18 protein-coding genes are annotated in these 19,549 nt (G+C 70.2%); 7 read left to right on the top strand and 11 right to left on the bottom strand.

Annotated elements, in window-relative coordinates:
* Nucleotides 1-16 precede the first annotated feature (16 nt).
* From BT98_RS26645 to BT98_RS0113870, 3 genes are all read right to left on the bottom strand, one after another.
* A protein-coding gene (locus BT98_RS26645) for an IS630 family transposase (RefSeq protein ID WP_085977441.1) occupies nucleotides 17-966 on the bottom strand; the annotation gives its coding sequence in 2 pieces (ribosomal slippage) (nucleotides 17-627 and nucleotides 627-966; 951 coding nt in all).
* A gap of 89 nt (nucleotides 967-1,055) precedes the next feature.
* On the bottom strand, nucleotides 1,056-1,217 hold the full coding sequence (locus BT98_RS28105; RefSeq protein ID WP_019460929.1) for a putative hemolysin: 162 nt from the start codon (nucleotides 1,215-1,217) through the stop codon (nucleotides 1,056-1,058).
* Nucleotides 1,218-1,435: 218 nt separating this feature from the next.
* On the bottom strand, nucleotides 1,436-2,629 hold the full coding sequence (locus BT98_RS0113870) for a M20 family metallopeptidase (protein ID WP_019460928.1): 1,194 nt from the start codon (nucleotides 2,627-2,629) through the stop codon (nucleotides 1,436-1,438).
* A 194-nt stretch (nucleotides 2,630-2,823) separates the two neighbouring features.
* Between BT98_RS0113870 and BT98_RS24400 the strand changes: the two genes are divergently transcribed.
* A complete protein-coding gene (locus BT98_RS24400; RefSeq protein ID WP_019460927.1) occupies nucleotides 2,824-4,485 on the top strand; it encodes a tannase/feruloyl esterase family alpha/beta hydrolase in 1,662 nt (553 codons plus the stop codon).
* 34 nt (nucleotides 4,486-4,519) lie between these two features.
* Here BT98_RS24400 and BT98_RS0113880 read toward each other — a convergent pair whose 3' ends face one another.
* Nucleotides 4,520-5,953 carry an amidase family protein gene (locus BT98_RS0113880; RefSeq protein WP_019460926.1) on the bottom strand — a complete coding sequence of 478 codons (1,434 nt, stop codon included), beginning with the start codon at nucleotides 5,951-5,953 and terminating at the stop codon, nucleotides 4,520-4,522.
* A gap of 137 nt (nucleotides 5,954-6,090) precedes the next feature.
* Here BT98_RS0113880 and BT98_RS0113885 point away from each other — a divergent pair, with 137 nt between their 5' ends.
* Nucleotides 6,091-6,537: a bleomycin resistance protein gene (locus BT98_RS0113885; RefSeq protein ID WP_019460925.1), complete on the top strand. Its 447-nt coding sequence runs from the start codon at nucleotides 6,091-6,093 to the stop codon at nucleotides 6,535-6,537.
* Nucleotides 6,538-6,590: 53 nt separating this feature from the next.
* Here BT98_RS0113885 and rutA read toward each other — a convergent pair whose 3' ends face one another.
* Nucleotides 6,591-7,670, bottom strand: coding sequence for a pyrimidine utilization protein A (rutA, locus tag BT98_RS0113890; protein WP_019460924.1), 1,080 nt, complete (start codon nucleotides 7,668-7,670; stop codon nucleotides 6,591-6,593).
* Nucleotides 7,671-7,825: 155 nt separating this feature from the next.
* Here rutA and BT98_RS0113895 point away from each other — a divergent pair, with 155 nt between their 5' ends.
* Nucleotides 7,826-8,731 carry a polysaccharide deacetylase family protein gene (locus tag BT98_RS0113895; RefSeq protein ID WP_019460923.1) on the top strand — a complete coding sequence of 302 codons (906 nt, stop codon included), beginning with the start codon at nucleotides 7,826-7,828 and terminating at the stop codon, nucleotides 8,729-8,731.
* A gap of 46 nt (nucleotides 8,732-8,777) precedes the next feature.
* Here the strand turns inward: BT98_RS0113895 and BT98_RS0113900 are convergent, their stop codons facing one another.
* On the bottom strand, nucleotides 8,778-10,394 hold the full coding sequence (locus BT98_RS0113900) for a gamma-glutamyltransferase (protein ID WP_019460922.1): 1,617 nt from the start codon (nucleotides 10,392-10,394) through the stop codon (nucleotides 8,778-8,780).
* 196 nt (nucleotides 10,395-10,590) lie between these two features.
* Between BT98_RS0113900 and BT98_RS0113905 the strand changes: the two genes are divergently transcribed.
* Together BT98_RS0113905 and BT98_RS27715 are read left to right on the top strand one after the other, a co-directional pair.
* Nucleotides 10,591-12,741: a malate synthase G gene (locus BT98_RS0113905; protein WP_019460921.1), complete on the top strand. Its 2,151-nt coding sequence runs from the start codon at nucleotides 10,591-10,593 to the stop codon at nucleotides 12,739-12,741.
* A 116-nt stretch (nucleotides 12,742-12,857) separates the two neighbouring features.
* Entirely contained in the window at nucleotides 12,858-13,016 is a 159-nt protein-coding gene (locus BT98_RS27715; protein ID WP_167522612.1) for a hypothetical protein, read from the top strand.
* An 18-nt stretch (nucleotides 13,017-13,034) separates the two neighbouring features.
* Here BT98_RS27715 and BT98_RS24410 read toward each other — a convergent pair whose 3' ends face one another.
* Nucleotides 13,035-14,063, bottom strand: a complete 1,029-nt coding sequence (locus BT98_RS24410; protein ID WP_081798597.1) for a YncE family protein — start codon at nucleotides 14,061-14,063, stop codon at nucleotides 13,035-13,037.
* Nucleotides 14,064-14,257: 194 nt separating this feature from the next.
* On the opposite strand from BT98_RS24410, the gene BT98_RS0113920 reads away from it, so the two are divergent.
* Nucleotides 14,258-15,160: a bestrophin family protein gene (locus tag BT98_RS0113920; protein ID WP_019460918.1), complete on the top strand. Its 903-nt coding sequence runs from the start codon at nucleotides 14,258-14,260 to the stop codon at nucleotides 15,158-15,160.
* 306 nt (nucleotides 15,161-15,466) lie between these two features.
* Here the strand turns inward: BT98_RS0113920 and BT98_RS0113925 are convergent, their stop codons facing one another.
* Both BT98_RS0113925 and BT98_RS0113930 read right to left on the bottom strand, forming a co-directional pair.
* The gene (locus tag BT98_RS0113925) at nucleotides 15,467-16,483 is read right to left on the bottom strand and encodes a cysteine synthase A (protein WP_019460917.1); all 1,017 of its coding nucleotides are present in this window, start codon (nucleotides 16,481-16,483) and stop codon (nucleotides 15,467-15,469) included.
* 4 nt (nucleotides 16,484-16,487) lie between these two features.
* On the bottom strand, nucleotides 16,488-17,120 hold the full coding sequence (locus tag BT98_RS0113930; protein ID WP_019460916.1) for a peroxiredoxin: 633 nt from the start codon (nucleotides 17,118-17,120) through the stop codon (nucleotides 16,488-16,490).
* A 147-nt stretch (nucleotides 17,121-17,267) separates the two neighbouring features.
* On the opposite strand from BT98_RS0113930, the gene BT98_RS0113935 reads away from it, so the two are divergent.
* Entirely contained in the window at nucleotides 17,268-17,825 is a 558-nt protein-coding gene (locus tag BT98_RS0113935) for an L-2-amino-thiazoline-4-carboxylic acid hydrolase (protein WP_019460915.1), read from the top strand.
* Here the strand turns inward: BT98_RS0113935 and BT98_RS0113940 are convergent, their stop codons facing one another.
* Nucleotides 17,826-18,137: an alkylphosphonate utilization protein gene (locus BT98_RS0113940; RefSeq protein ID WP_237719357.1), complete on the bottom strand. Its 312-nt coding sequence runs from the start codon at nucleotides 18,135-18,137 to the stop codon at nucleotides 17,826-17,828.
* Nucleotides 18,138-18,245: 108 nt separating this feature from the next.
* Nucleotides 18,246-19,532 (bottom strand): OprO/OprP family phosphate-selective porin, encoded by a 1,287-nt coding sequence (locus tag BT98_RS0113945; RefSeq protein ID WP_162175653.1) that lies wholly within the window; start codon nucleotides 19,530-19,532, stop codon nucleotides 18,246-18,248.
* Nucleotides 19,533-19,549 lie beyond the last annotated feature (17 nt).

The following is a 19,549-nucleotide window of genomic DNA, read 5'->3' on the forward strand; positions in this document are numbered from 1 at the left end:
CTAGAGCATAATCTGATCAGTCTGGTTCATATCCAGCGGCGGTGAAGTAGCTGGCACATTCCTGTGGTGAGAACTGCGGAAGCGCATCGCGGATTGCGTTCCAGAGTGCGTCAATGGTGCGGCTGGCGGCCTTCCGCAGGAGCGCCTTGAGCTTGGAGAAGGCGTTCTCGATCGGGTTGAAGTCTGGCGAGTAGGGCGGCAGGAACCGCAGTGTCGCGCCTTTGGCTTGGATGGCTTCCCGGACGGCAGCGCCCTTGTGGGCGGGCAGGTTGTCGAGGATGACGATGTCACCCGGGCGTAGGGTGGGTGCCAGAACCTGCTGTGCATAGGCGGTGAACCACTTGCCCGTCATCGCGCCGTCCAGCACCATCGGCGCGGTCAGGCCAGACAAGCGCAGCGCACCGGCGAAGGTGGTTGTCTTCCAATGCCCGTGCGGCACTGGCGCCCGGCAGCGGGTTCCGCGTTTCGAGCGCCCATAGAGCCGTGCCATCTTGGTGGAGGCGCTGGTCTCATCGATGAAGACCAGCCGCTCCGGATCCAGATCAGGCTGTGCCTCGAACCAGACCTCGCGCTTGGCGGCCACATCTGGCCTCAGTTGCTCGGCAGCGTGGGCGGTCTTTTTTTGACCGTCATGTCGTGGCGGTCGAGCAAGCGCCAGACGGTGCTTGGAGCCACCGCCAAACCGTGATCCCGCCGGAGCATCTCGGCCAACTCGACCAGTGTGATGTCGACCTTGGCGTCTACCGCGGCGAGGACGATGTCCTTGTAGGCTTCGGCCCGTTGCGACCGCCGGTCGCCACCCTGACGTTGCGCCTTATCCCGGCCGCTCTCCCGCCAATCCTGCACCCAGCGGATCGCGCTGGACACTGAGACACCGAACCGGGCTGCTGCGGCGCGGCGGGACGACCCTGCCTCCACGGCGGCAATGACGCGCGACCTGAGGTCGGAAGACAGCGCTCTGCTCATCCCCACCGGCCTCCTCCCGGCTAACAGGGTGAATCAGATTTTGAGCTGTCCGGGAATCCCTCCCCGACTCAATCAGGTCAGATCATGCTCTAGCGTGGCGGTAGGCAGGCGCCGCTGCGGAACAAGGACCATTCCTCGCAGAGCCGGCCATCCGGGAAATGGCAGAGGCCAATCACGCTGCCATCCGTCTGCTTCCGGAGCTGCGTCGTGCCGCCCTGGTCGCGGCAGAAGACGGAGGCAGGGTTCGGCATCCCGACCGCCGCTCCCGCCGCCGTGCCCGCCACAGGCCGGGGCGCGCTCCGGCCATTCGCCTCCCTGGCCGCGCCGCCACCATCCTGCGCAGCTCCGCAGCCGGCGAGAAGGGCGAATGCCAGCCCGGCAAGGGGAAGCCCTGTCCGACACTTCATGACGTTCGTCTCCGCTTCATGCCGGTGCAACGTCGGCCCGGCCACGTGGCTGTGGCCGGGGCTCAGAGCCCGGCCTTCTCCAGCCCCAGAATCGCCCGCGCCAGGGCCTGGGCGCGCGGGACCATGCTGCCGATCTCCAGATACTCCTCCGGGCTATGCGCCAGCCCGCCGACCGGCCCCACGGAGCACAGCGTCGGCGCGCCCACGCCGGCGGTGAAGCCGCTATCGGCGCAGCCGCCGGCGAATTCGCCCTCCACCTGGAAGCCGGTTTCCGCTGCCGCGCCACGATAGGCGTCGAAGAGCCGCTTCGCCGCCGCGTCCTGCACCAGGGGCAGGAACTCGCCCTTGATGGTCAGGGTGGCCTTCGTGCCAGGCACGTAGGAGGTCGCGATGATCTCGTGGAGCTTGCCCATGATCTCCTCGCGGTCCGCCGGATCGACATAGCGCAGGTCGATCTGCCCCTGCGCATGCGGCGCCACGGTGTTCACGCTCTGGCCGCCGCTCACCAGCCCGACATTCAGCGTGATGCCGCGCTCCAGGTCGGTCAACGCATGGATCGCCACGATCTTCCGCGCCAGCTCGCCGATGGCGCTGATGCCGAGCTCGAAGTTGCCGCCGGAATGCGCGGCGCGGCCCTCGATGTCCATCACCATGAAGACGCCGCCCTTGCGCCCCGTGACCACGTTGCCGGTGGGCCGCCCCGGCTCGCTGTTGAAGACGACGCGGGCGTTGCGCGCCTCCGCCTCGATCACCGGCCGCCCTTCCGGCGAGCCGATCTCCTCGTCGCCCGTGAACAGGCCGACCAGCGGACCCGGCGCGCCGCCCACCGCCTTGAAGGCCGCCAGCACGAACATGTTCATCACCAGCCCGGCCTTCATGTCGGCCACGCCCGGCCCATAGGCGCGGCCGCCCTCGATGCGGAAGGGCCGGCGTTGCGGCTCGCCCTTCGGGAAGACCGTGTCGCGGTGCCCCATCAGCAGGATGTTGCGCTGCCGGTTGCCGCTCGCCGCGACGGCGCCCTCGCCAGCCTCGACCATGGCACGCAGGCAGTCGCCGAAGCGCTCGCCCGGCACCGTTTCCACGGGGATGCCGTGTTCCGCCAGGAAGCGGCGGACGATGGCGCCCACCGCGTCCACGCCCGGCTTGTCGTAGGAGCCGCCATCCGTGTTCACCATGGCCTCCAGCAGCGCGGCCATCGCGGCCTCATGCTGCTGCAGCCAATCCAGGACCCGGGCCTCGGTGCCATCGGCGGACATGCTCGCTCTCCTCGACTGCGCGGCCTGCGGTCCTAGCAGAAGGACGGCCCGGCAGCGAGGCGCCGCGCCATCGCCGGCCCCGGGGACAGGCAGTTTCCCCGGGGCCCGCGATTCACGCTTCCGGCGCGCGCGGGCTAGCCTTCCCGCCGTCGGCGGACCGAATCCGCCCGCCCGTTCGGGGAGGAAGCAAGAGCATGACGCAACGCAGGACCGGGCTCCGCCTGGCCATCGCCGCATCGCTGCTGGGTGGCGCGCCGCTGGCCGCCCAGCCGGCGCCGCAGCAGCCATCGGACGCGGCGCGCGGCATCTCGGAAAGCGCGGGCACCGGCACCTTCTCCCGCGCCGCGCAGTCCGGCGTGCCCTATACGCTGGCGCTGCAACAGCCGCAGCAGGGCTGCGACAGCTTGCGCGCCGGACTTTCCGGCGGCGAGGTCACCATCACCTCGGCCACCAGCCTCCCGGCCTCGAGCGACATTCCCGCCTATTGCCGCCTGCGCGGCGTCATCGCGCCCGAGATCCAGTTCGAGGTGAACCTGCCGGAACACTGGAACCGCCGCTTCTACATGTTCGGCAATGGCGGCTATGCTGGCGAGGACCTCGACGCCCCCGCGCGGCGCGAGACGCGCGAGGCCGCGCTGCGCCGGGGCTTCGTGGTCGCCAGCAACAACACCGGCCATGACGCGGAGCGCGAGCCGCTGGGCAGCTTCGCCGGCAGTACCGCGAAGATGGTGGACTATGCCTTCCGCGCCGTGCACCGCACCGTCGAGGAGGCCAGGCGCGCCACCGCCGCCTATTACGGCCGCCCGCCCGCCTATTCCTACTGGGATGCCTGCTCCACCGGCGGGCGCCAGGGGCTGATCTCGGCGCAGCGCTTCCCGGACGACTTCGACGGCATCCTGGCCGGCGCGCCGGTCTCGAACTTCGTCGATACCATGGTGAACTACGTCTGGAACGACCGCGCCCTGCGCGGCAGCGGCCTGACCCCCGCCAAGATGGGCACCGTGTCCCAGGCGGTGATGGCGCGCTGCGACGCCGCCGACGGGCTGAAGGACGGGCTCCTCGCCGATCCGCGCCGCTGCGACTTCGACCCGGCGCGCGACGTGAAGCAGTGCGCGGCGGGCCAGGATGGCGACGACTGCCTGACCGCGCCGCAGGCCCGCGCCATCTCCGCCATCAACACCGGCATCCGCCTGCCCGATGGCACGCCCTATTTCCACGGCTTCCCCGTGGGTTCCGAGGCCAGCGGCCCCAGCCTGCCCGGCGGCACCGATTCCGCGGGCGGCTGGACGCGCTGGATCATCCCCCTACCCGGCCAGCCCTCGCGGCAGTTCGAATATGCCATGACCTTCATGCAGAACATGGCCTTCGGGAAGCCGCGCCCGGATTTCGAGCCTGCGAGCTTCGACTTCGCCCGCGACCCGGCGCGCATGTCGGCCGTGCGCGGCCTGGTCAACGCCACCGATCCGGATCTCTCCGGCTTCCGCCGGCGCGGCGGCAAGCTGATCATGTACCATGGCTGGGCCGACACGGCGCTGACGCCGCTGATGAGCGTGGAGTACTACGAGAAGGCCATGGCGAGGAACGGCGCCTCCACGCCGGATTTCTTCCGCCTCTTCATGGTGCCCGGCATGTTCCATTGCCGCGGCGGCTTCGGCACGGACAGTTTCGACGCCATGACCTCGCTGGTCGAATGGGTCGAGGCCGGCAAGGCGCCGGACAGCATCCCCGCCGCCCAGCGTGCCGGCGACCGCATCGCGCGCGCACGGCCGCTCTGCCCTTATCCGCAGGTGGCCACCTATGACGGCAAGGGCAATCCCGACGAGGCGGCGAGCTTCGCCTGCGGGATGCCGAAATGAGGTGTGGCCGGGGGGGGGCACCCCCGGCCTGTCCTCAGACGCGCGGTGCCTTCGCCGCCAGGTCGGGATCGGCCAGCGGGAAGCCCGCCGCCCGTTCGATCGCCCGCGCCGCGCGGAAGCACAGATCGTCCCGCCCCTGGGCTGCCGCCACCTGCACGGCGCGCGGCATGCCCTCGGCATCCAGACCCACCGGCACGCTGATCGCGGGCTGCCGCGTCAGGTTGAACACGGCAGTCCAGGGTGCCCAGTCGCGCCACAGCGCCTGGGTGGGGTGCAGCGTCGGCTGATCCGCCGCGAAGGCCGCGGTCGGCGTGCAGGGCGCCAGGATCAGGTCGTAGCGCAGGTGGAACTGCCCCGCCGCATGCGCCGCCTGGGTGCGTGCAACCTCGGCCCCGAGGAAATCGATGGCGCTCGTCCCGCCCTCGCGGCGCGCCACCTCCTCCAGCCCGGAATCCAGCATCCCGCGCTTGGCCTCGGGCGTCAGCGACACCATCCGCGCCAACGCCACGCCCCAGACGCGGCCGAAGCCCTCACGCGTGTCGGGGAAGTCCGGATCGGCCTCCTCCACCAGCGCGCCTTCCTGCCGCAGCCAGTCGGCGGCCTGCTGCAGCATGGCCTCGCCATCCGCATCCAGCGGCGCGTCGAAGCCCGGGCGGCGCATCACCGCCACCCGCATCCCGCGCACGCCGCCCTCGATGCCCTGGCGCCAGTCACGCGGCTCGTCGGGCAGGCAGAAGGGGTCGCGCACATCGGCCCGCGCCATGGCGCTCAGCATCAGCGCCGCGTCGCGCACGCTGCGCGTCATCGGCCCGGCGCAGGAGACGCTGCCGAAGGCGCTGTGCGGCCATTGCGGCACCCGGCCATGGCTCGGCTTCACCCCCACCAGCCCGCAATAGGCCGCCGGGATGCGGATCGAGCCGCCGGCATCCGTGCCGACATGCAGCGGCCCGAAGCAGGCCGCCCCGGCCGCCCCGGCGCCGGAGGAGGAGCCGCCCGGCGTCCGCCGCGGGTCCCAGGGATTGCGCGTGATGCCGTGCAGCGGGCAGTCGCCCGGCGTCTTCCAGCCGAATTCCGTGGTGGTGGTCTTGCCCAGGATGACGGCCCCCGCCGCCTTCAGCCCCATCACGGCGGGCGCGTCCTCCGGCGCCGGGGTGGCGTCAGTGATCTTGCTGCCGCGCCGGGTCGGGAAGCCCGCCACGTTCAGCAGGTCCTTCACCGTCACCGGCACGCCGTCCAGCGGCCCCAGCGGCCGCCCGGCGGCCCAGCGCGCCTCGCTTTCCCCCGCCTGCATCAGGGCGCGCGGGTTCAGCGCTGCGAAGGCGTTCACCCAGGGATTGTACCGCGCCACCCGTTCGGTCACCGCCTTCAGGGTCTCGACGGGGCTGAGCGCCCGGCGCGCATAGAGCGCGAGAAGCTCCTCGGCGCTCAGCAGCGCGGGATCGGTCTTGGTCGTCATCGCTGTCACCATCGCGGCCGCATCCTGCTCCCACGCCCGCCGCAGGGATAGGCCACGTCCGGTATGGCAGTGGCGCGTATGCCAGTGGCCGCCTGGATGCCGTGCCGGGGAAGGCTGCGGCGGCCCGGCCCGCCTGCTAGGCTGCCCGCATGTCCTTTCGCCCGCCCCCCGTGGTTCCCGAACTCGATGTCGCCGATCTCGGCCGCTCCCTGGCCGCCTATTGCGACATCCTCGGCTTCCGCTGCCATGTGGCCCGGCCCGAGGAACGCTTCGCCTATCTCATCCGTGGCCCGGTGCACCTGATGCTGGAGGAAGCCGCCGGTCCCGGCCGCCGCTTCCGCACCGCGCCGCTGGAGCATCCCTATGGCCGCGGCATGAACCTGCAGATCGAGATCCCCGACGTGGACACGCTGCATGCCCGCGTCCTGGCCTCGGATCTCGGCATCGTCATCCCGCTGGAGGAGCGCTGGTACCGCCAGGACGACACCGAGGCCGGCAACCGGCAATTCGTCCTGGCCGATCCGGACGGCTACCTGCTGCGTTTCTTCACCGGCCTGGGAAGGCGGCCCTGGCGGGCGGAACGGGCCGGGCCCTGACCGCCACCGGCGGGCCCCGGGGCCGGACAGGCCGGCCCCCGGGGGAGCGTGCCTCAGACGCTTTCCAGCACCTTCGCCCGGCTCCGCATCAGCGGCTGGATCTTCTGGCCGAACTTGTCCATACCCTCGATGAAGTCGTCGAAGGTGAGCATCAGCCCCTTCACCCCCGGCATCCCCGCCGCATCGTCGAGCATCCTCGCCACCTGTTCATGGCTGCCCACCAGCGTGCCCATGTTCCAGTTGACGCCACTGGCCGAGCGCAGCACCGAGGCGGCCATGGAGGTCCCGGAAGCATCCTTGTCGTCCGCCGCGCGGCCGAACATGTAGGCCAGCGCCTCCTTGTCGGCGCCCTTGAGGTACAGCTCCCACTTCGCCCAGGCCTCCTCCTCGGTCTCCTCGGCGATCAGCATGTAGAGGACGTAGGAGCCCACGTCGCGCCCGGCCTTCTCGCCCACCGCCTGCATCCGCGCGGGCAGCGGCGCGCATTTGCGCGGCTCGTTCACGCCCTCGCCCAGGATGAAGTTATAGTCGCAGTACTGCGCCGCGAACTCCATGCCGCGGTCGCTCTGCCCGGCCGAGACCAGCCTGATCGGCACCTGCGGCGAGGGCTTGAGCATGCAGTGGTCCATCTGGAAGAACTGGCCCTTGAAGTCGGACTCCCCGGTCTCCCACAGCTCCTTCATGATCGTCACATATTCGGTGCTGTAGTCGTAGCGGCGGCCGAAATGCACGTCGCCCGGCCAGAGGCCCATCTGGCTGTACTCGGTCTTGTGCCAGCCGGAGACGATGTTCACGCCGAAGCGGCCGCCCGAGATGCTGTCGATCGTCACCGCCATGCGCGCCACCATGGCCGGTGGCAGGGTCAGCACCGCGGTCGAGGCGAAGAGGCGGATCCTGCTCGTCACCGAGGCCAGGCCTGCCATCAGCGTGAAGCTTTCCAGCCCGTAGTCCCAGTACTCCGTCTTGCCGCCGAAGCCGTGCAGCTTGATCATCGAGAGCGCGAAATCCAGGCCATAGCCCTCGGCCTTCTGCACCACGCGCCTGTTGAGATCGAAGCTCGGCATGTATTGCGGCGAGGTCTCCGAGATGATCCAGCCATTGTTGTTAATCGGGATGAAGACACCGATATCCATGGGACGGCTCCCTCGACGGCGCTGCGCGCGGTTGCAATGCCGTACCCCTTGAGCAATCGGCGTGCCAGCCGCGCCTTCGCCGCGCGGCGGGGTGTTGACGCGGGCGCCCGCCGGTTCTCTCGTGCCGGCCTGCCCCCGAGCCAAGAGGTGACACGATGAGCGACCAGCCCCTGAAGCCCTGGGAATGGCCCGAGCCGACCTGGCGCAGGATGGTGGACCGCGCCCGCGCCGGCCGCTCCCTGGCGCCCGCCTCCTGGCCCGGCGGGGCCCGTTGCTGCGTCGCCCTCTCCTTCGACGCGGACCACGACACCACGCCGCTGCGCGACTCCGACGAGAGCCCGATGCGCATCAGCCAGGGGCAGTACGGAAGCCGCCGGGGCATTCCCCGCATCCGCGCCCTGCTGGAACGCTATGAGGTGAAGGCGTCCTTCTTCTACCCGGCGGTCTCGGCGCTGATCTATCCGGAGGAGGTGCGCGCGCTGGCCGGGGAAGGCCACGAGATCGGCATCCATTCCTGGATCCACGAGGCGAACACCACCCTGCCCCCCGGCGTGGAGCGCGACCTGACCATGCGCGCGGCGGATGTGCTGGAGAAGACCGCCGGCCGCCGCCCGGTCGGCATCCGCACCGCCTCCTGGGACTTCTCGGTCGATACGATGGGCATCATCCGGGAGATGGGCCTGCTCTACGACAGCAGCCTGATGGCCGATGACGACCCCTACGAGATCGTCGCCGACGGCATCCCCACCGGCATCGTCGAGCTGCCGCCGGAATGGATCAAGGACGACGCGCCCTACCTGAACTTCCAGCGCTTCAGCGGCCTGCGCCCCTATACCCCGCCTTCCGCCGTGGAGGAGATCTTCAAGGCGGAGTTCGACGGCGCCTATGCCGAGGGCGGGCTGTTCCTGCTCACCATGCACCCGCACATCATCGGCCACCGCTCGCGCATCGCGCTGCTCGACCGGCTGGTGGAATACATCAAGGGCTTCGAGGGTGTCTGCTTCCTGACGCATGAGCAGGTGGCGCGCCACTGCCTGGAGAACGCCGCCACCCCGGCCTGACGCAAGGAGCCTCTCCGGGGGAGGCCACCCCTCCCCCGGACGCCGCTCAGCCCGCCGCCACGGCGCCGGAGCTCGGCGACATTACGTCGCTCACCCCCACCGCCTCGCCATCCTCCCAGCGGATGATGTTCGGGCAGGCATAGTTCACCGGCAGGGTGGCGTGCTCCACCAGCTCCAGCCCGCCCTGGGCCGCCAGCGCCTCCAGCACGGCGGCAGGCAGGCGCGGATCGGCGTTGGTGGCGTCGGGGCTGGAGACGTCGATGCGCGGCATCGCCGCCGCCTCTTCCGGGCCCATGCCGAAATCCAGCGAACAGGCCAGCATCTGGTACACGCTGGCCAGGATGCGCCGCCCGCCCGAGGCCCCGACGGCGATCACCGGCCCGGCCTTGCCTGCCTCGGACACCGTCAGCGGCAGCATGTTGCACAACGGCCGCGCCCCGGGGCGGATCGCATTGGCCGAGCCCGGCGTCGGGTCGAACCACATCATGCCGTTGTTCATCAGCACGCCGGTCTTCGGCAGCACCATGCGGCTGCCCATCGAGGAGAGCAGCGTCGTGGTCAGCGACACCATGTTCCCCTCCGCATCCGTCGCGGTCAGGTGCGTGGTGCAGGTCTCCGCCGGCTCCGGCGGCGGGTTCGCGGCGCCCAGGCTGGTCAGCCGCTCCGCATAGGCATCGCGCATCGCCTGCGACAGGGCGGCGTACCAGGCCGCGTCCGGCGCGCTGCCTGGCCGGACCTCGGCCATCTGCCGCATCACCGCCGCCAGGGTCGGCGCCGCGGTCAGCCCGCCCGCCGACTGCACGCGGAAGCGCCCGCGCCAGTCCAGCACCGAAGCGGGCCGCAGCGTGGCGCGGCATTCCGCCAGGTCGGCGGCGGACACGAAGCTGCCGGCCTCCCGCAGGTCCGCCGCCAGGTCAGCCGCCACGCCGCCCTCGTAGAAGTCGCGCAGCCCGTGCCGCCGCAGCCGTTCCAGCGTTTCGGCGAGATTGCCCTGGCGGAAGAAGCCCGGATTGCCCTGGTAGGGCGGCGTCGGCGGCAGCCCGTCCGGCAGGTAGATCCGTGCGCTTTCCGGATAGAGCCGGATGATCCTCGCCGAGGCCGCCACCTTGATCAGCGTGAACCAGTCCTGCGGCAACCCGCGCCGGGCCAGCGCCACCGCCGGGCCGAGCAGCTCCGGCAGCGGCATCCCCGTGCCGAAGCGTTCGCGCAGCAGGTCGTACCCCGCCACCGAGGAGGGGATCAGCGCCGAGAGCGGCCCATGGATGTTGTGGTCGCCCTCCACCTCCGGCCAGGTGAAGAAGTCCTTCTTCAGCCGGCCGGTGAGCCTGTAGGCGGCGGGGTCCACCCCCTTCGGCGCCACCGGGCCGAAATCCACCACCTCGGCATTCTCCGCCCCGGCGCGGTGCACGAGGCCGAAGCCGATGCCGCCCAGGCCGCTGTTCCAGGGCTCCACCACGGCCAGGGCAAAGGCCGCCGCCACCGCCGCATCGGCCGCGTTGCCGCCGGCCTCCAGCACCGCCACGCCCGCCTCGGCCGCCGCCTTGCTCTGCGACACCACCATGCCGCGCTTGCCGCGCGCGGAGGGCTTGGTCACCTCCCAGTTCTGGGTGCGGTGCGGCCTGGGCTGGTAGTCGGCAAGGCCCGGGGAGGGGTTCTGGGACATCGGCATGGCGCTCCTTCGGCGCGGCAGCCTCCGCCCGCCCGCAGGGTGCCGCAACCCCTCCCGGCCCGCGAAATGTCGCAGATTTGGCCCGCCCCGGGCGGCGCGCCGCCCGGCAAGGCATCCCTGCCCCTTTGCCCGCCATCCCGAAGGCGGCTATCTCCGAAGCCAGGATCACATATCTCCGGAGGAACAGGTCATGGCGGCGAGCAGCGCCCTGCGGGTGGCCCCCGAACTGGAAGCCTTCCTGGTCAAGGAAGCCCTGCCTGGCACCGGCGTCGCGCCGGATGCCTTCTTTGCCGGGATGGAATCCCTGCTGCGCGACCTCGCCCCCCGCAACGCCGCGCTGCTGGCGAAGCGCGACGAGATCCAGGCCAAGGTCGATGCCTGGCACCGCGCGCATCCGGCGAAGCCGATCGACGCGGCGGCCTATGAGGGTTTCCTGCGCGGGATCGGCTACCTCCTCGACCCGCCGGGCGAGGTACAGGTCTCCACGGCGAATGTGGACCCGGAGATCGCCACCATCGCCGGGCCGCAGCTCGTGGTGCCGGTGAACAACGCCCGCTACGCGCTCAACGCCGCCAATGCGCGCTGGGGCAGCCTCTACGATGCGCTCTACGGCACCGATGCCATTCCGCAGGAAGGGCCGAAGCAGAAGGGCTACGACCCCGCCCGCGGCGCCCAGGTGATCGCCCGCGCCCGCGCCGCGCTGGACGAGGCCGCGCCGCTGGCCCAGGGCAGCCATGCCGAGGCCAGGGGTTATGCGGTGAAGGATGGCGGGCTGGCCGTCACGCTGAAGGACGGCACGGCCACGGCACTGCGCGATCCCGCGCAGTTCGTGGGCTATTCCGGCGATGCCGCCTCGCCCGGCGCCGTGCTGCTGCGCCGGAACGGGCTGCATCTGGAGATCGTCTTCGACCGCACCAGCCCGATCGGCAGGGACGATGCCGCCGGCATCTCCGACCTGATCCTGGAATCCGCGGTCAGCACCATCCAGGACTGCGAGGATTCCGTGGCCGCCGTCGATGCCGCCGACAAGGTGGTGGTGTACCGGAACTGGCTCGGCCTGATGAAGGGCGACCTCGCCGAGAGCTTCGAGAAGGGCGGCAAGACCGTCACCCGCAGGCTGAACCCGGACCGGAGCTGGACCGCGCCGGATGGCGGCACGCTGACCCTGCCGGGGCGCTCGCTGATGCTGGTGCGCAATGTCGGCCATCACATGCTGACGGACGCCGTGACGCTGGACGGCCAGCCGGTGCCCGAGACCATGCTCGATGCGTTGATCACCGGTGCCATCGCCCTGCATGACATCGGCCCGGACGGGCGCCGCATGAACAGCCGCGCCGGCTCGGTCTATATCGTGAAGCCCAAGCTGCACGGGCCGGAGGAGGTCGCCTTCGCCGTCGAGATGTTCGGCCGGGTCGAGGACATCCTCGGCATGGCGCGCAACACCCTCAAGATCGGGATCATGGACGAGGAGCGGCGAACCACCGCCAACCTGAAGGCCTGCATCGCCGCGGCGAAGGAGCGGGTGGTCTTCATCAACACCGGCTTCCTCGACCGTACGGGCGACGAGATCCACACCTCCATGGAGGCCGGCGCCGTCGTCCGCAAGGCGGATATGAAGGCCCAGCCCTGGATCAAGGCCTATGAGGACTGGAACGTGGACACCGGCCTCGCCTGCGGCCTCGCGGGCCGGGCGCAGATCGGCAAGGGCATGTGGGCCGCACCCGATGCCATGGCGGAGATGCTGACGCAGAAGATCGGCCACCCGAAGGCCGGCGCCAACACCGCCTGGGTACCCTCCCCCACCGCCGCCACGCTGCATGCCCTGCACTACCATCAGGTGAACGTGATGGAGCGGCAGAAGGAGATCGCCGCCGGCGGGCCGCGCGCGAAGCTGTCGGACATCCTGACCGTGCCGCTGGCCAGGGACACCAACTGGGCGCCCGCCGACGTGCAGGCGGAGCTGGACAACAACGCCCAGGGCATCCTCGGCTATGTCGTGCGCTGGGTGGACCAGGGCGTCGGCTGCTCCAAGGTGCCGGACATCCACGATGTCGCGCTGATGGAGGACCGCGCCACGCTGCGCATCTCCGCCCAGCACATCGCCAACTGGCTGCGTCACGGCGTCACCACGAAGGAACAGGTGACGGAGACGCTGCGCCGCATGGCGGGCGTGGTGGACCAGCAGAATGCCGGCGACGCGGCCTATACGCCGATGGCCCCCGGCTTCGACGGTCCCGCCTTCAAGGCCGCGTGCGACCTCGTCTTCGAGGGCACGACCCAGCCCAACGGCTATACGGAGTTCATCCTGACCCGCCGCCGCCGCGAGGCGAAGGCGGGCTGATGTCCGCGCCGCGCACCGCCGGGCCCCGCCGCCTGGCGGCGCCGGAATCCGGCCGGCGCCCACCCCCCCGGGTTGGCGTGGACCGGACCGGCTTCCAGCGAAGGGAACGCCGCGCCATGGGCCTGATCGTCCGGCTGATCCTCTATCTCGGCGGCAGCCTGGCCTCCGTCTTCGTGGCGGCCGGGGCGGAGAACTATTCCGTCGTGCAGGCGATGTTCGGCATCCTGGCCTTCGCCTGCATCGTCCTGGCGATCGCCCTGTTCGTCCGGCGCTGATCCGTCGGCGCCGGCGCCTCAGCCCTGTTGCAGCAGCCGGGTCACGTCCGCGCCCGCGCCGGTCCTGATCCGCTGCTCGATGCGCTTCGCCTCCAGGTCCACCGTCACCACCTCGTCCGAGGCGAGGGAGACGAAGGCCACCGCCTTGCCTGGATGCAGCGAGGCCGCGCTCGGCTTCGCGCCCAGCGGCAGGCGCCAGATCTCGCGCAGGTCGGGCCGCAGCAGGCTGATGCTCTCACGCTCCAGATCCGCGAGCAGCAGCCGTCCGTCCGGCAGCGCATAGAGGCGCAGCGGATCGCCGCCGACATCCCGCTGGTCCCTGAGCTTCATGCTCTCGGCATCCAGCACGCTCACCGTCCCGCTCCGCCGGTTGCCGACATAGAAGGCCTTGCCGTCCGGGCTCAGGCAGTTGCCTTCCGGCATCCGGCCCGTCTTCACGACCACCGGCTTCGCGACCCGGTCATAGGGCCGCACCAGGCTGGCCGTGCCGGATTCCAGGCCTGTGACATAGGCGCGTTCGCCATTCCGGCTGAAGGCGAAGAGATGCGTCTTCCGCCCGCCCGTGGCGGCCTGCCGGTCGGGCCGCACCGCCCTGGCGGGGTCCTCCAGGATCAGCAGCGTGTCACGCCCCTCGCTGAGCACGCCGAGCCGCCCCTGCCCGTCCATTCCAATGCCGTGCAGCCGGTTGAAGGGCGCACAGTCGATGGTGCGGACCACGCGGCGGTCGCCGAGATCGACCATGACCACGGAATGACCACCCTCGCCCGGCTTGTCGGAGCTGGGCAGGCCGTAATGGCCGACATAGGCGAAGCGCCCCGGCGCATCGACGACGAATTCATGCGGATAGGGCGGCAAGGCGACCTCGCCGACCCGCGTGCCGTCCGCCGCGTCGAAGAAGGCAAGCTTGCCGGCGTTCTTCTCCATCACCAGCAGCAGCGAGGCGGGGCCGTTGCCGCCGCCATTGCCGCCCTGCGCCCGCGCTGCCGCCCGGGGCAGGCCCGCCGCCACCGAGGCCATGCCGGCGAGCATTCCGCGTCTTTCGATCATCCGATGTGTCTCCCGGCCCCTGCACGCATGGATGGCATCCGCTGCGACCATGACGCTCGCCGGGAGAAGGGGTTGCCCCGGTAACACTCCGATTCTTGGCTCAACCCCCGGTCTCATGCTGCGTTGCAGCGATGGTGGCGGGGGCCGGGAACCTTTTGCCCCGGCCATCGGACAACGGAGAAGAACAGAACCGCATGATCGTTCCGAAGGACGTTCAGCTGCACCGCATGATGGCCCGGCTGGGGTGGCCCCTGGTGATCTTCCTGATCTGGGACGTCCTGATCGTGGTCTCCTATGTGACACTCCACCACGATTTCAGCGTCTATCTGCCGGTGCTGCCCCTGCCCCTGCTCGGCTCCGCGCTGGTGCTCTTCCTGGGCTTCCGCAACAACAGCGCCTATGCCCGCTGGTGGGAGGCGCGGACCCTCTGGGGCGCCATGGTCAATGCCTCCCGCTCCTATGGGCGCGAGGTCCTGTCCTTCCTGCCCGACACGCCGGAGGCGGTGCCGCTGAAGCGCCGGCTGGTGCAGCGGCAGGTCGCCTATGTGCACGCCCTGCGCTGCCAGCTCCGCAAGCAGGAATGCTGGGACGAGCTCGCCCGGCACATGGAGCCGGAGGAGGTCGCCCATCTCCACCGCTTCAACAACGTGCCCAACGCCATCCTCACGGGTTCCGCGCGGCTGCTCGGCGATGCGCTGGAACGCGGCTGGCTGGACAATATCCGCCAGTCCCGCATCGAGGCGACGATGGTGGACATGGCCAATGCCCAGGGCGGCATGGAGCGCATCAAGAACACGCCCCTGCCCCGGCAGTACACCTTCTACCCCCGCTTCTTCGTCCACCTGTTCTGCGTTCTGCTGCCGCTTGGCCTGGTGGAGAGCCTGGGCCTCTACACCCCACTCGCCTCCACGGTGGTGGGCCTGATGCTGCTGGTGATGGAGCAGATCGGCGACGACATCCAGGACCCCTTCGAGAACACGCCGAACGACGTGCCGCTGAACGCCATCTGCCGGACCATCGAGATCGACCTGCTGCAAGCGATCGGCGAGCTGGACGTGCCGAAACCTTTGCAGCCCGTGGGCGATGTTCTGTGGTGAGAAGACCCCGGCCGCCGCAACCCGGAAATGCATATCGGGCACACCGGGATGCGAGTTTGCCCTTGCATGGACGGACCGGACTGTTCATATTCTTGCTGTGCAGCATCACTGAGATGTGAGGCTGCATTTCTTGGACGTTTCCTCCCTAAACTTGGCGGCTCCTCGGAGCCGCCTTTCTTTTTTTCGGCTCTTTCCAACCGATCCCGCGCCTGCGCAACGACCCCGACGTGAGGCAGGAAAGGCGCTTCCGTCCCGCGACATTCCATTCCGGCAGCGAAGGGCAGGTCCGGCCGGGACCCGCCCCTTTCACCCCTGCAGCCAGGGCGGCGCCGGCAGGCCCTTGGAGGCCAGGAACTCCGGGTTGAACAGCTTGGACTGGTATCGCGCCCCGCCATCGCAGAGGATCGTTGCCACCGTGTGCCCCGGGCCCAGGTCGCGCGCCACCTGGATCGCCGCCGCCACGTTCAGCCCGGCGCTGCCGCCGACGCTCAGCCCTTCCTCCGCCAGCAGCGCATAGACCTCCGCCAGCATGGCCTCGTCTTGCACCTGCACGGCATCGTCGATCGGCGCGCCCTCCAGGTTGCCCGGCACCCGCGCCGCCTGTCCGATCCCTTCTGTAACGGAACTGCCCTCGGCCTGCAGGCGGCCGGTCTTCACCCAGGAATAGAGCGCGCTGCCCATCGGATCGGCCAGCACGATGCGGATCTCGGGGTTACGCGACTTCAGCGCCCTGGCCACGCCCGCCAGCGTGCCGCCCGTGCCGCAGGAGCAGGTGAAGGCATGGATGCGCCCGTCCAGCTCGTCCCAGATCTCCGCCCCGGTGGTGCGCTCATGCACATGCATGTTGGCGAGGTTGTCGAACTGATTCGCCCAGATGGTCGGCCCCTGGGCCGAAAGCTCCTCCGCCAGCCGGCGCGAGACATGCACGTAGTTGCCCGGATCGGCATAGGGCACCGCCTTCACCAGCCGCACATCCGCGCCGATCATGCGCAGGAAGTCGATCTTCTCGCGGCTCTGCGTTTCCGGCACCACGATCACCGAGCGCCAGCCGCGTGCATTCGCCGCCAGCGCCAGGCCGATGCCGGTGTTGCCGGCCGTCCCCTCCACCACCGTGCCCGGCCGGTAGGGGGTGAGCAGCCCCCGGTCCACCGCATCGCCCAGGATGCCCAACGCCGCCCGGTCCTTCACGCTGCCGCCGGGGTTCATGAACTCCGCCTTGGCGAAGATGTCGCAGCCCGTCAGCTCCGAGGCACGCTTCAGCCGGATCATCGGAGTGCGGCCCACCGCACCCCAGAAGCCATCGGCGGGACCGGGCAGACTCAAGATATCACTCCTTCGGCAGTTCGACCCAGCGGAGATAGGGTTTCTCCGTGGTGAAACCCTGGGGAAACTGCTGCTTCGCCTGTTCGTCGCTCAGCGAGGCGAGCACGATGGCGCGATCGCCCGGCTGCCAGTTCACCGGCGTCGCCACCTTGTGCCGGTCCGTGGTCTGCAGGCTGTCGATCACCCGCAGCACCTCGTCGAAGTTCCGCCCGGCGCTGGGCGGATAGACCAGCATCAGACGGATCTTCCTGTTGGGGTCGATCACGAAGACCGTCCGCACCGTCACCGAGGGATCGGCCTCCGGATGGATCATGCCGTAGAGGTTGGCGACGGTCCGGTCCGGGTCGGAGATCATCGGGAAGTTCACCGCCACGCCCTGCGTCTCGGCGATGTCCGCATCCCAGCCGGCATGACGGTCGAGCGTGTCCACGCTCAGCCCGATCACCTTCACGCCGCGCTTCTCGAATTCCGGCTTCAGCCGCGCCGTCATGCCCAGTTCCGTGGTGCAGACGGGCGTGAAGTCCTTCGGGTGGCTGAACAGCACGCCCCAGGAACCGCCGAGCCAGTCATGGAAGCGGATACGCCCCTGCGTCGTCTCCGCCTCGAAATCGGGCGCGACCTGGCCGAGTTGCAGCATGCGGGTCTCTCCTGCTGGAAGGGGGAGGCACTCTGTCCACGCGCCCCGACTTTCCGCAACCGCGAAAAGATCGTTTCCCGGAGGCGGGGCGGGGGAGAAAATCCATATGGACAGCGGAGCCGGTCAGGAACGAGCCTTCTCCGCATCATGGCCGAATCGCGCGAGATCCCCTCCCCCGCCCTGCCTGCCCGGGAGCCTGCCCCGGAGGAGCGCGCCGCCAGGCTCGCTGCCGAGCTTGACGCCGCCTTCAAGGCCCGTGGCCGCCTCTACTGGGACCTGCTCGCCACGCTGCGGGAGGCCCATGGGGAGGCGGAGGCCGAGCGTCTGCTGTCGCTCGCCATCGAGCGGCGGGGCGCGGCGGCGGGCGCGGCCCTTTTCGCCGGGCTCGGCGATCCCACGCCCCAGGCCGTGGCGGAAACCTTCCTGACCCGCGCCAGCCCGGACTGGGGCCGGCTCTTTCCCCACCGGCTTCGCGAGGCCGCGGACGGCACGCTGATCGTGCAGGTGGAGCGCTGCCCGCTGAAGGAGGCCTGGGAGGAGGACGGGCGGACGCCGGAGGAGATCGCCCTGCTCTGCCGCATCGCCGGCCGGGCCGATCACGGCGTCTTCGGCGCCAGCGGCATCGGCTTCGCGGCGCGGACATGGAAGCCGGGCGACCGGGGCTGCTGCGAGCTGCGCCTTTCGCCCCGCCCGGACGGGGCATGATCAGCGCTTGCGCACGAACTCCGTGCGCAGCACCAGGCCCTTGATCGTGTCGTGGCGGCAGTCGATCTCCGCCGGATCGTTAGTCAGGCGTATCGAGCGGATGACCGTGCCCTGCTTCAGGGTCTGGTTCGCCCCCTTCACCTTCAGGTCCTTGATCAGCGTGACGGAATCCCCGTCGGCGAGAAGTTTTCCCGAAGCGTCGCGCACCTCCTGCCGAGCCTGCGCCGCCTTCATCTCGCTGGCCGGGCGCCACTCCCCGGTGGCCTCGTCATACACGTAGTCCTCGTCCTCGCCGGACATTGCCACCCTCATCACGGAAACGGGAGGTTTCTTCCCGCCCCGGCCGCAGCACCGCAAGCGCGAAACCGGCATGCCGGGGTGGCGCGCCGGTTCCTCCTCCTCTCGGGAAGCCCCGGCTGTTCAGAGGTTGAAGGCCAGCCGCACCGCCCAGGCCTGGAACAGGCGGTCGGGCCCGTCCAGGGCGACCCGGCCGTTCTGGTACTGGGTCTGCACCTTCAGGTTTTCCGAGAGGTACCAGTTCAGCCCCACCGTCCAGATGCTCTGCGTGCCGCCCCGCACGGTGCCGTCGTTCAGGTTCACGGTGCTGTAGCGGGCCGCCAGTTCCAGCGCCCCCGGATTTCCGTTGAAGCCGGCCCAGCCCTCGGTGGGCGGGCGCCGCCAGGTGCCCGTTTCCGCGCTGCGCTTCCGCTTCCCGTTCCAGGGATAAAGCGGCAGGGCGGCCTGCGCGTACCAGCCGTCGAAGCGGCTCGTCCCGCCATGGCCGCGGTCCACCACGATCTGCTGGTAGAGCGCCTCGACATAGAGGGGGCCGATCGTGCCGCTCAGCTCCGGCCCATAGGCATAGACGTCCTGCGCGCCCATTGACCGGGTGTCGAGGAAGCGCAGCGACCCGTCGCCGCGCAGCTCCGGATAGTCGCGCAGCCGCAGCGTGTCGTTGCCCGGCACGGTGCCCGGATCGAACTGCGCCGCCACGTCGAACCCCGCCTGCAGATGGAGCAGCCCGCCCTCGCCCGACACCGCGACGGTCCGGCCGGCCAGACCGCGCTGCCGGTGGTCGTGCAGCGCCGAGCTGGTGCCGCCCGTGCCGTAGAGGCTCAGGTTCCAGTCCCGGCCACGCGCCTCCAGGCCCACCGCCTCCCGCGAATCCCCGGTTGCCAGGCCGGCCACGATGTTGCTGATCGCCGACCGCTCCAGGAACAGCAGGTCGAAGGAGCTGGCGGCATATTCCGGCAGGTGCTGCGGCGTGTAGGACCCGGCCCGGACCATGCCCCATTGCTGAACTTTGTAGGTGAGCTGCGCCTCGTAGAGGAAGTTGGTCCGGCTCGGATAGCCGCCGAATTCCCAGATCACCCGGTAGCCGAAGCCGGCGGGCAGGTTGCCGGCCGCGCCCAGCCGCGCCCGCCGCACCTGCGTGCCGGAATCAAAGCCTCCCGGCCGGTCCTGGCCGAAGAAGGACACGCCGTCGAGGTCGAAGCGCAGCAGCGGCCGGATGGTGAATTCGTTCCCACCGGGGCACAGGGTCAGCCGCTTCTGCAGCGCCTCGCCCGCCGGCAGGCTGCCGCCCTGATCGGCCCCATCCCGCGCCTTGCAGCCCGTCCCGGCGGCCTCCTGCGCCTCCGCGGACGGGGCGGCGGCCATGGCGGCAAGGCCGGCCAGCATCGCGGCGGCGGCAAGGCGTATCGGCATGACGGAGGATTCCCGGC

Source organism: Roseomonas mucosa ATCC BAA-692 (genome assembly GCF_000622225.1).
GTDB lineage: Bacteria > Pseudomonadota > Alphaproteobacteria > Acetobacterales > Acetobacteraceae > Roseomonas > Roseomonas mucosa.

What these genes read in the sequence shown, in the direction of transcription:
- BT98_RS28105 (WP_019460929.1), bottom strand. Translation starts at nt 1,217, where the DNA reads ATGCCGAACCCTGCCTCCGTCTTCTGCCGCGACCAGGGCGGCACGACG.
- BT98_RS0113870 (WP_019460928.1), bottom strand. Translation starts at nt 2,629, where the DNA reads ATGTCCGCCGATGGCACCGAGGCCCGGGTCCTGGATTGGCTGCAGCAG.
- BT98_RS24400 (WP_019460927.1), top strand. Translation starts at nt 2,824, where the DNA reads ATGACGCAACGCAGGACCGGGCTCCGCCTGGCCATCGCCGCATCGCTG.
- BT98_RS0113880 (WP_019460926.1), bottom strand. Translation starts at nt 5,953, where the DNA reads ATGGTGACAGCGATGACGACCAAGACCGATCCCGCGCTGCTGAGCGCC.
- BT98_RS0113885 (WP_019460925.1), top strand. Translation starts at nt 6,091, where the DNA reads ATGTCCTTTCGCCCGCCCCCCGTGGTTCCCGAACTCGATGTCGCCGAT.
- rutA (WP_019460924.1), bottom strand. Translation starts at nt 7,670, where the DNA reads ATGGATATCGGTGTCTTCATCCCGATTAACAACAATGGCTGGATCATC.
- BT98_RS0113895 (WP_019460923.1), top strand. Translation starts at nt 7,826, where the DNA reads ATGAGCGACCAGCCCCTGAAGCCCTGGGAATGGCCCGAGCCGACCTGG.
- BT98_RS0113900 (WP_019460922.1), bottom strand. Translation starts at nt 10,394, where the DNA reads ATGTCCCAGAACCCCTCCCCGGGCCTTGCCGACTACCAGCCCAGGCCG.
- BT98_RS0113905 (WP_019460921.1), top strand. Translation starts at nt 10,591, where the DNA reads ATGGCGGCGAGCAGCGCCCTGCGGGTGGCCCCCGAACTGGAAGCCTTC.
- BT98_RS27715 (WP_167522612.1), top strand. Translation starts at nt 12,858, where the DNA reads ATGGGCCTGATCGTCCGGCTGATCCTCTATCTCGGCGGCAGCCTGGCC.
- BT98_RS24410 (WP_081798597.1), bottom strand. Translation starts at nt 14,063, where the DNA reads ATGATCGAAAGACGCGGAATGCTCGCCGGCATGGCCTCGGTGGCGGCG.
- BT98_RS0113920 (WP_019460918.1), top strand. Translation starts at nt 14,258, where the DNA reads ATGATCGTTCCGAAGGACGTTCAGCTGCACCGCATGATGGCCCGGCTG.
- BT98_RS0113930 (WP_019460916.1), bottom strand. Translation starts at nt 17,120, where the DNA reads ATGCTGCAACTCGGCCAGGTCGCGCCCGATTTCGAGGCGGAGACGACG.
- BT98_RS0113935 (WP_019460915.1), top strand. Translation starts at nt 17,268, where the DNA reads ATGGCCGAATCGCGCGAGATCCCCTCCCCCGCCCTGCCTGCCCGGGAG.
- BT98_RS0113940 (WP_237719357.1), bottom strand. Translation starts at nt 18,137, where the DNA reads ATGAGGGTGGCAATGTCCGGCGAGGACGAGGACTACGTGTATGACGAG.
- BT98_RS0113945 (WP_162175653.1), bottom strand. Translation starts at nt 19,532, where the DNA reads ATGCCGATACGCCTTGCCGCCGCCGCGATGCTGGCCGGCCTTGCCGCC.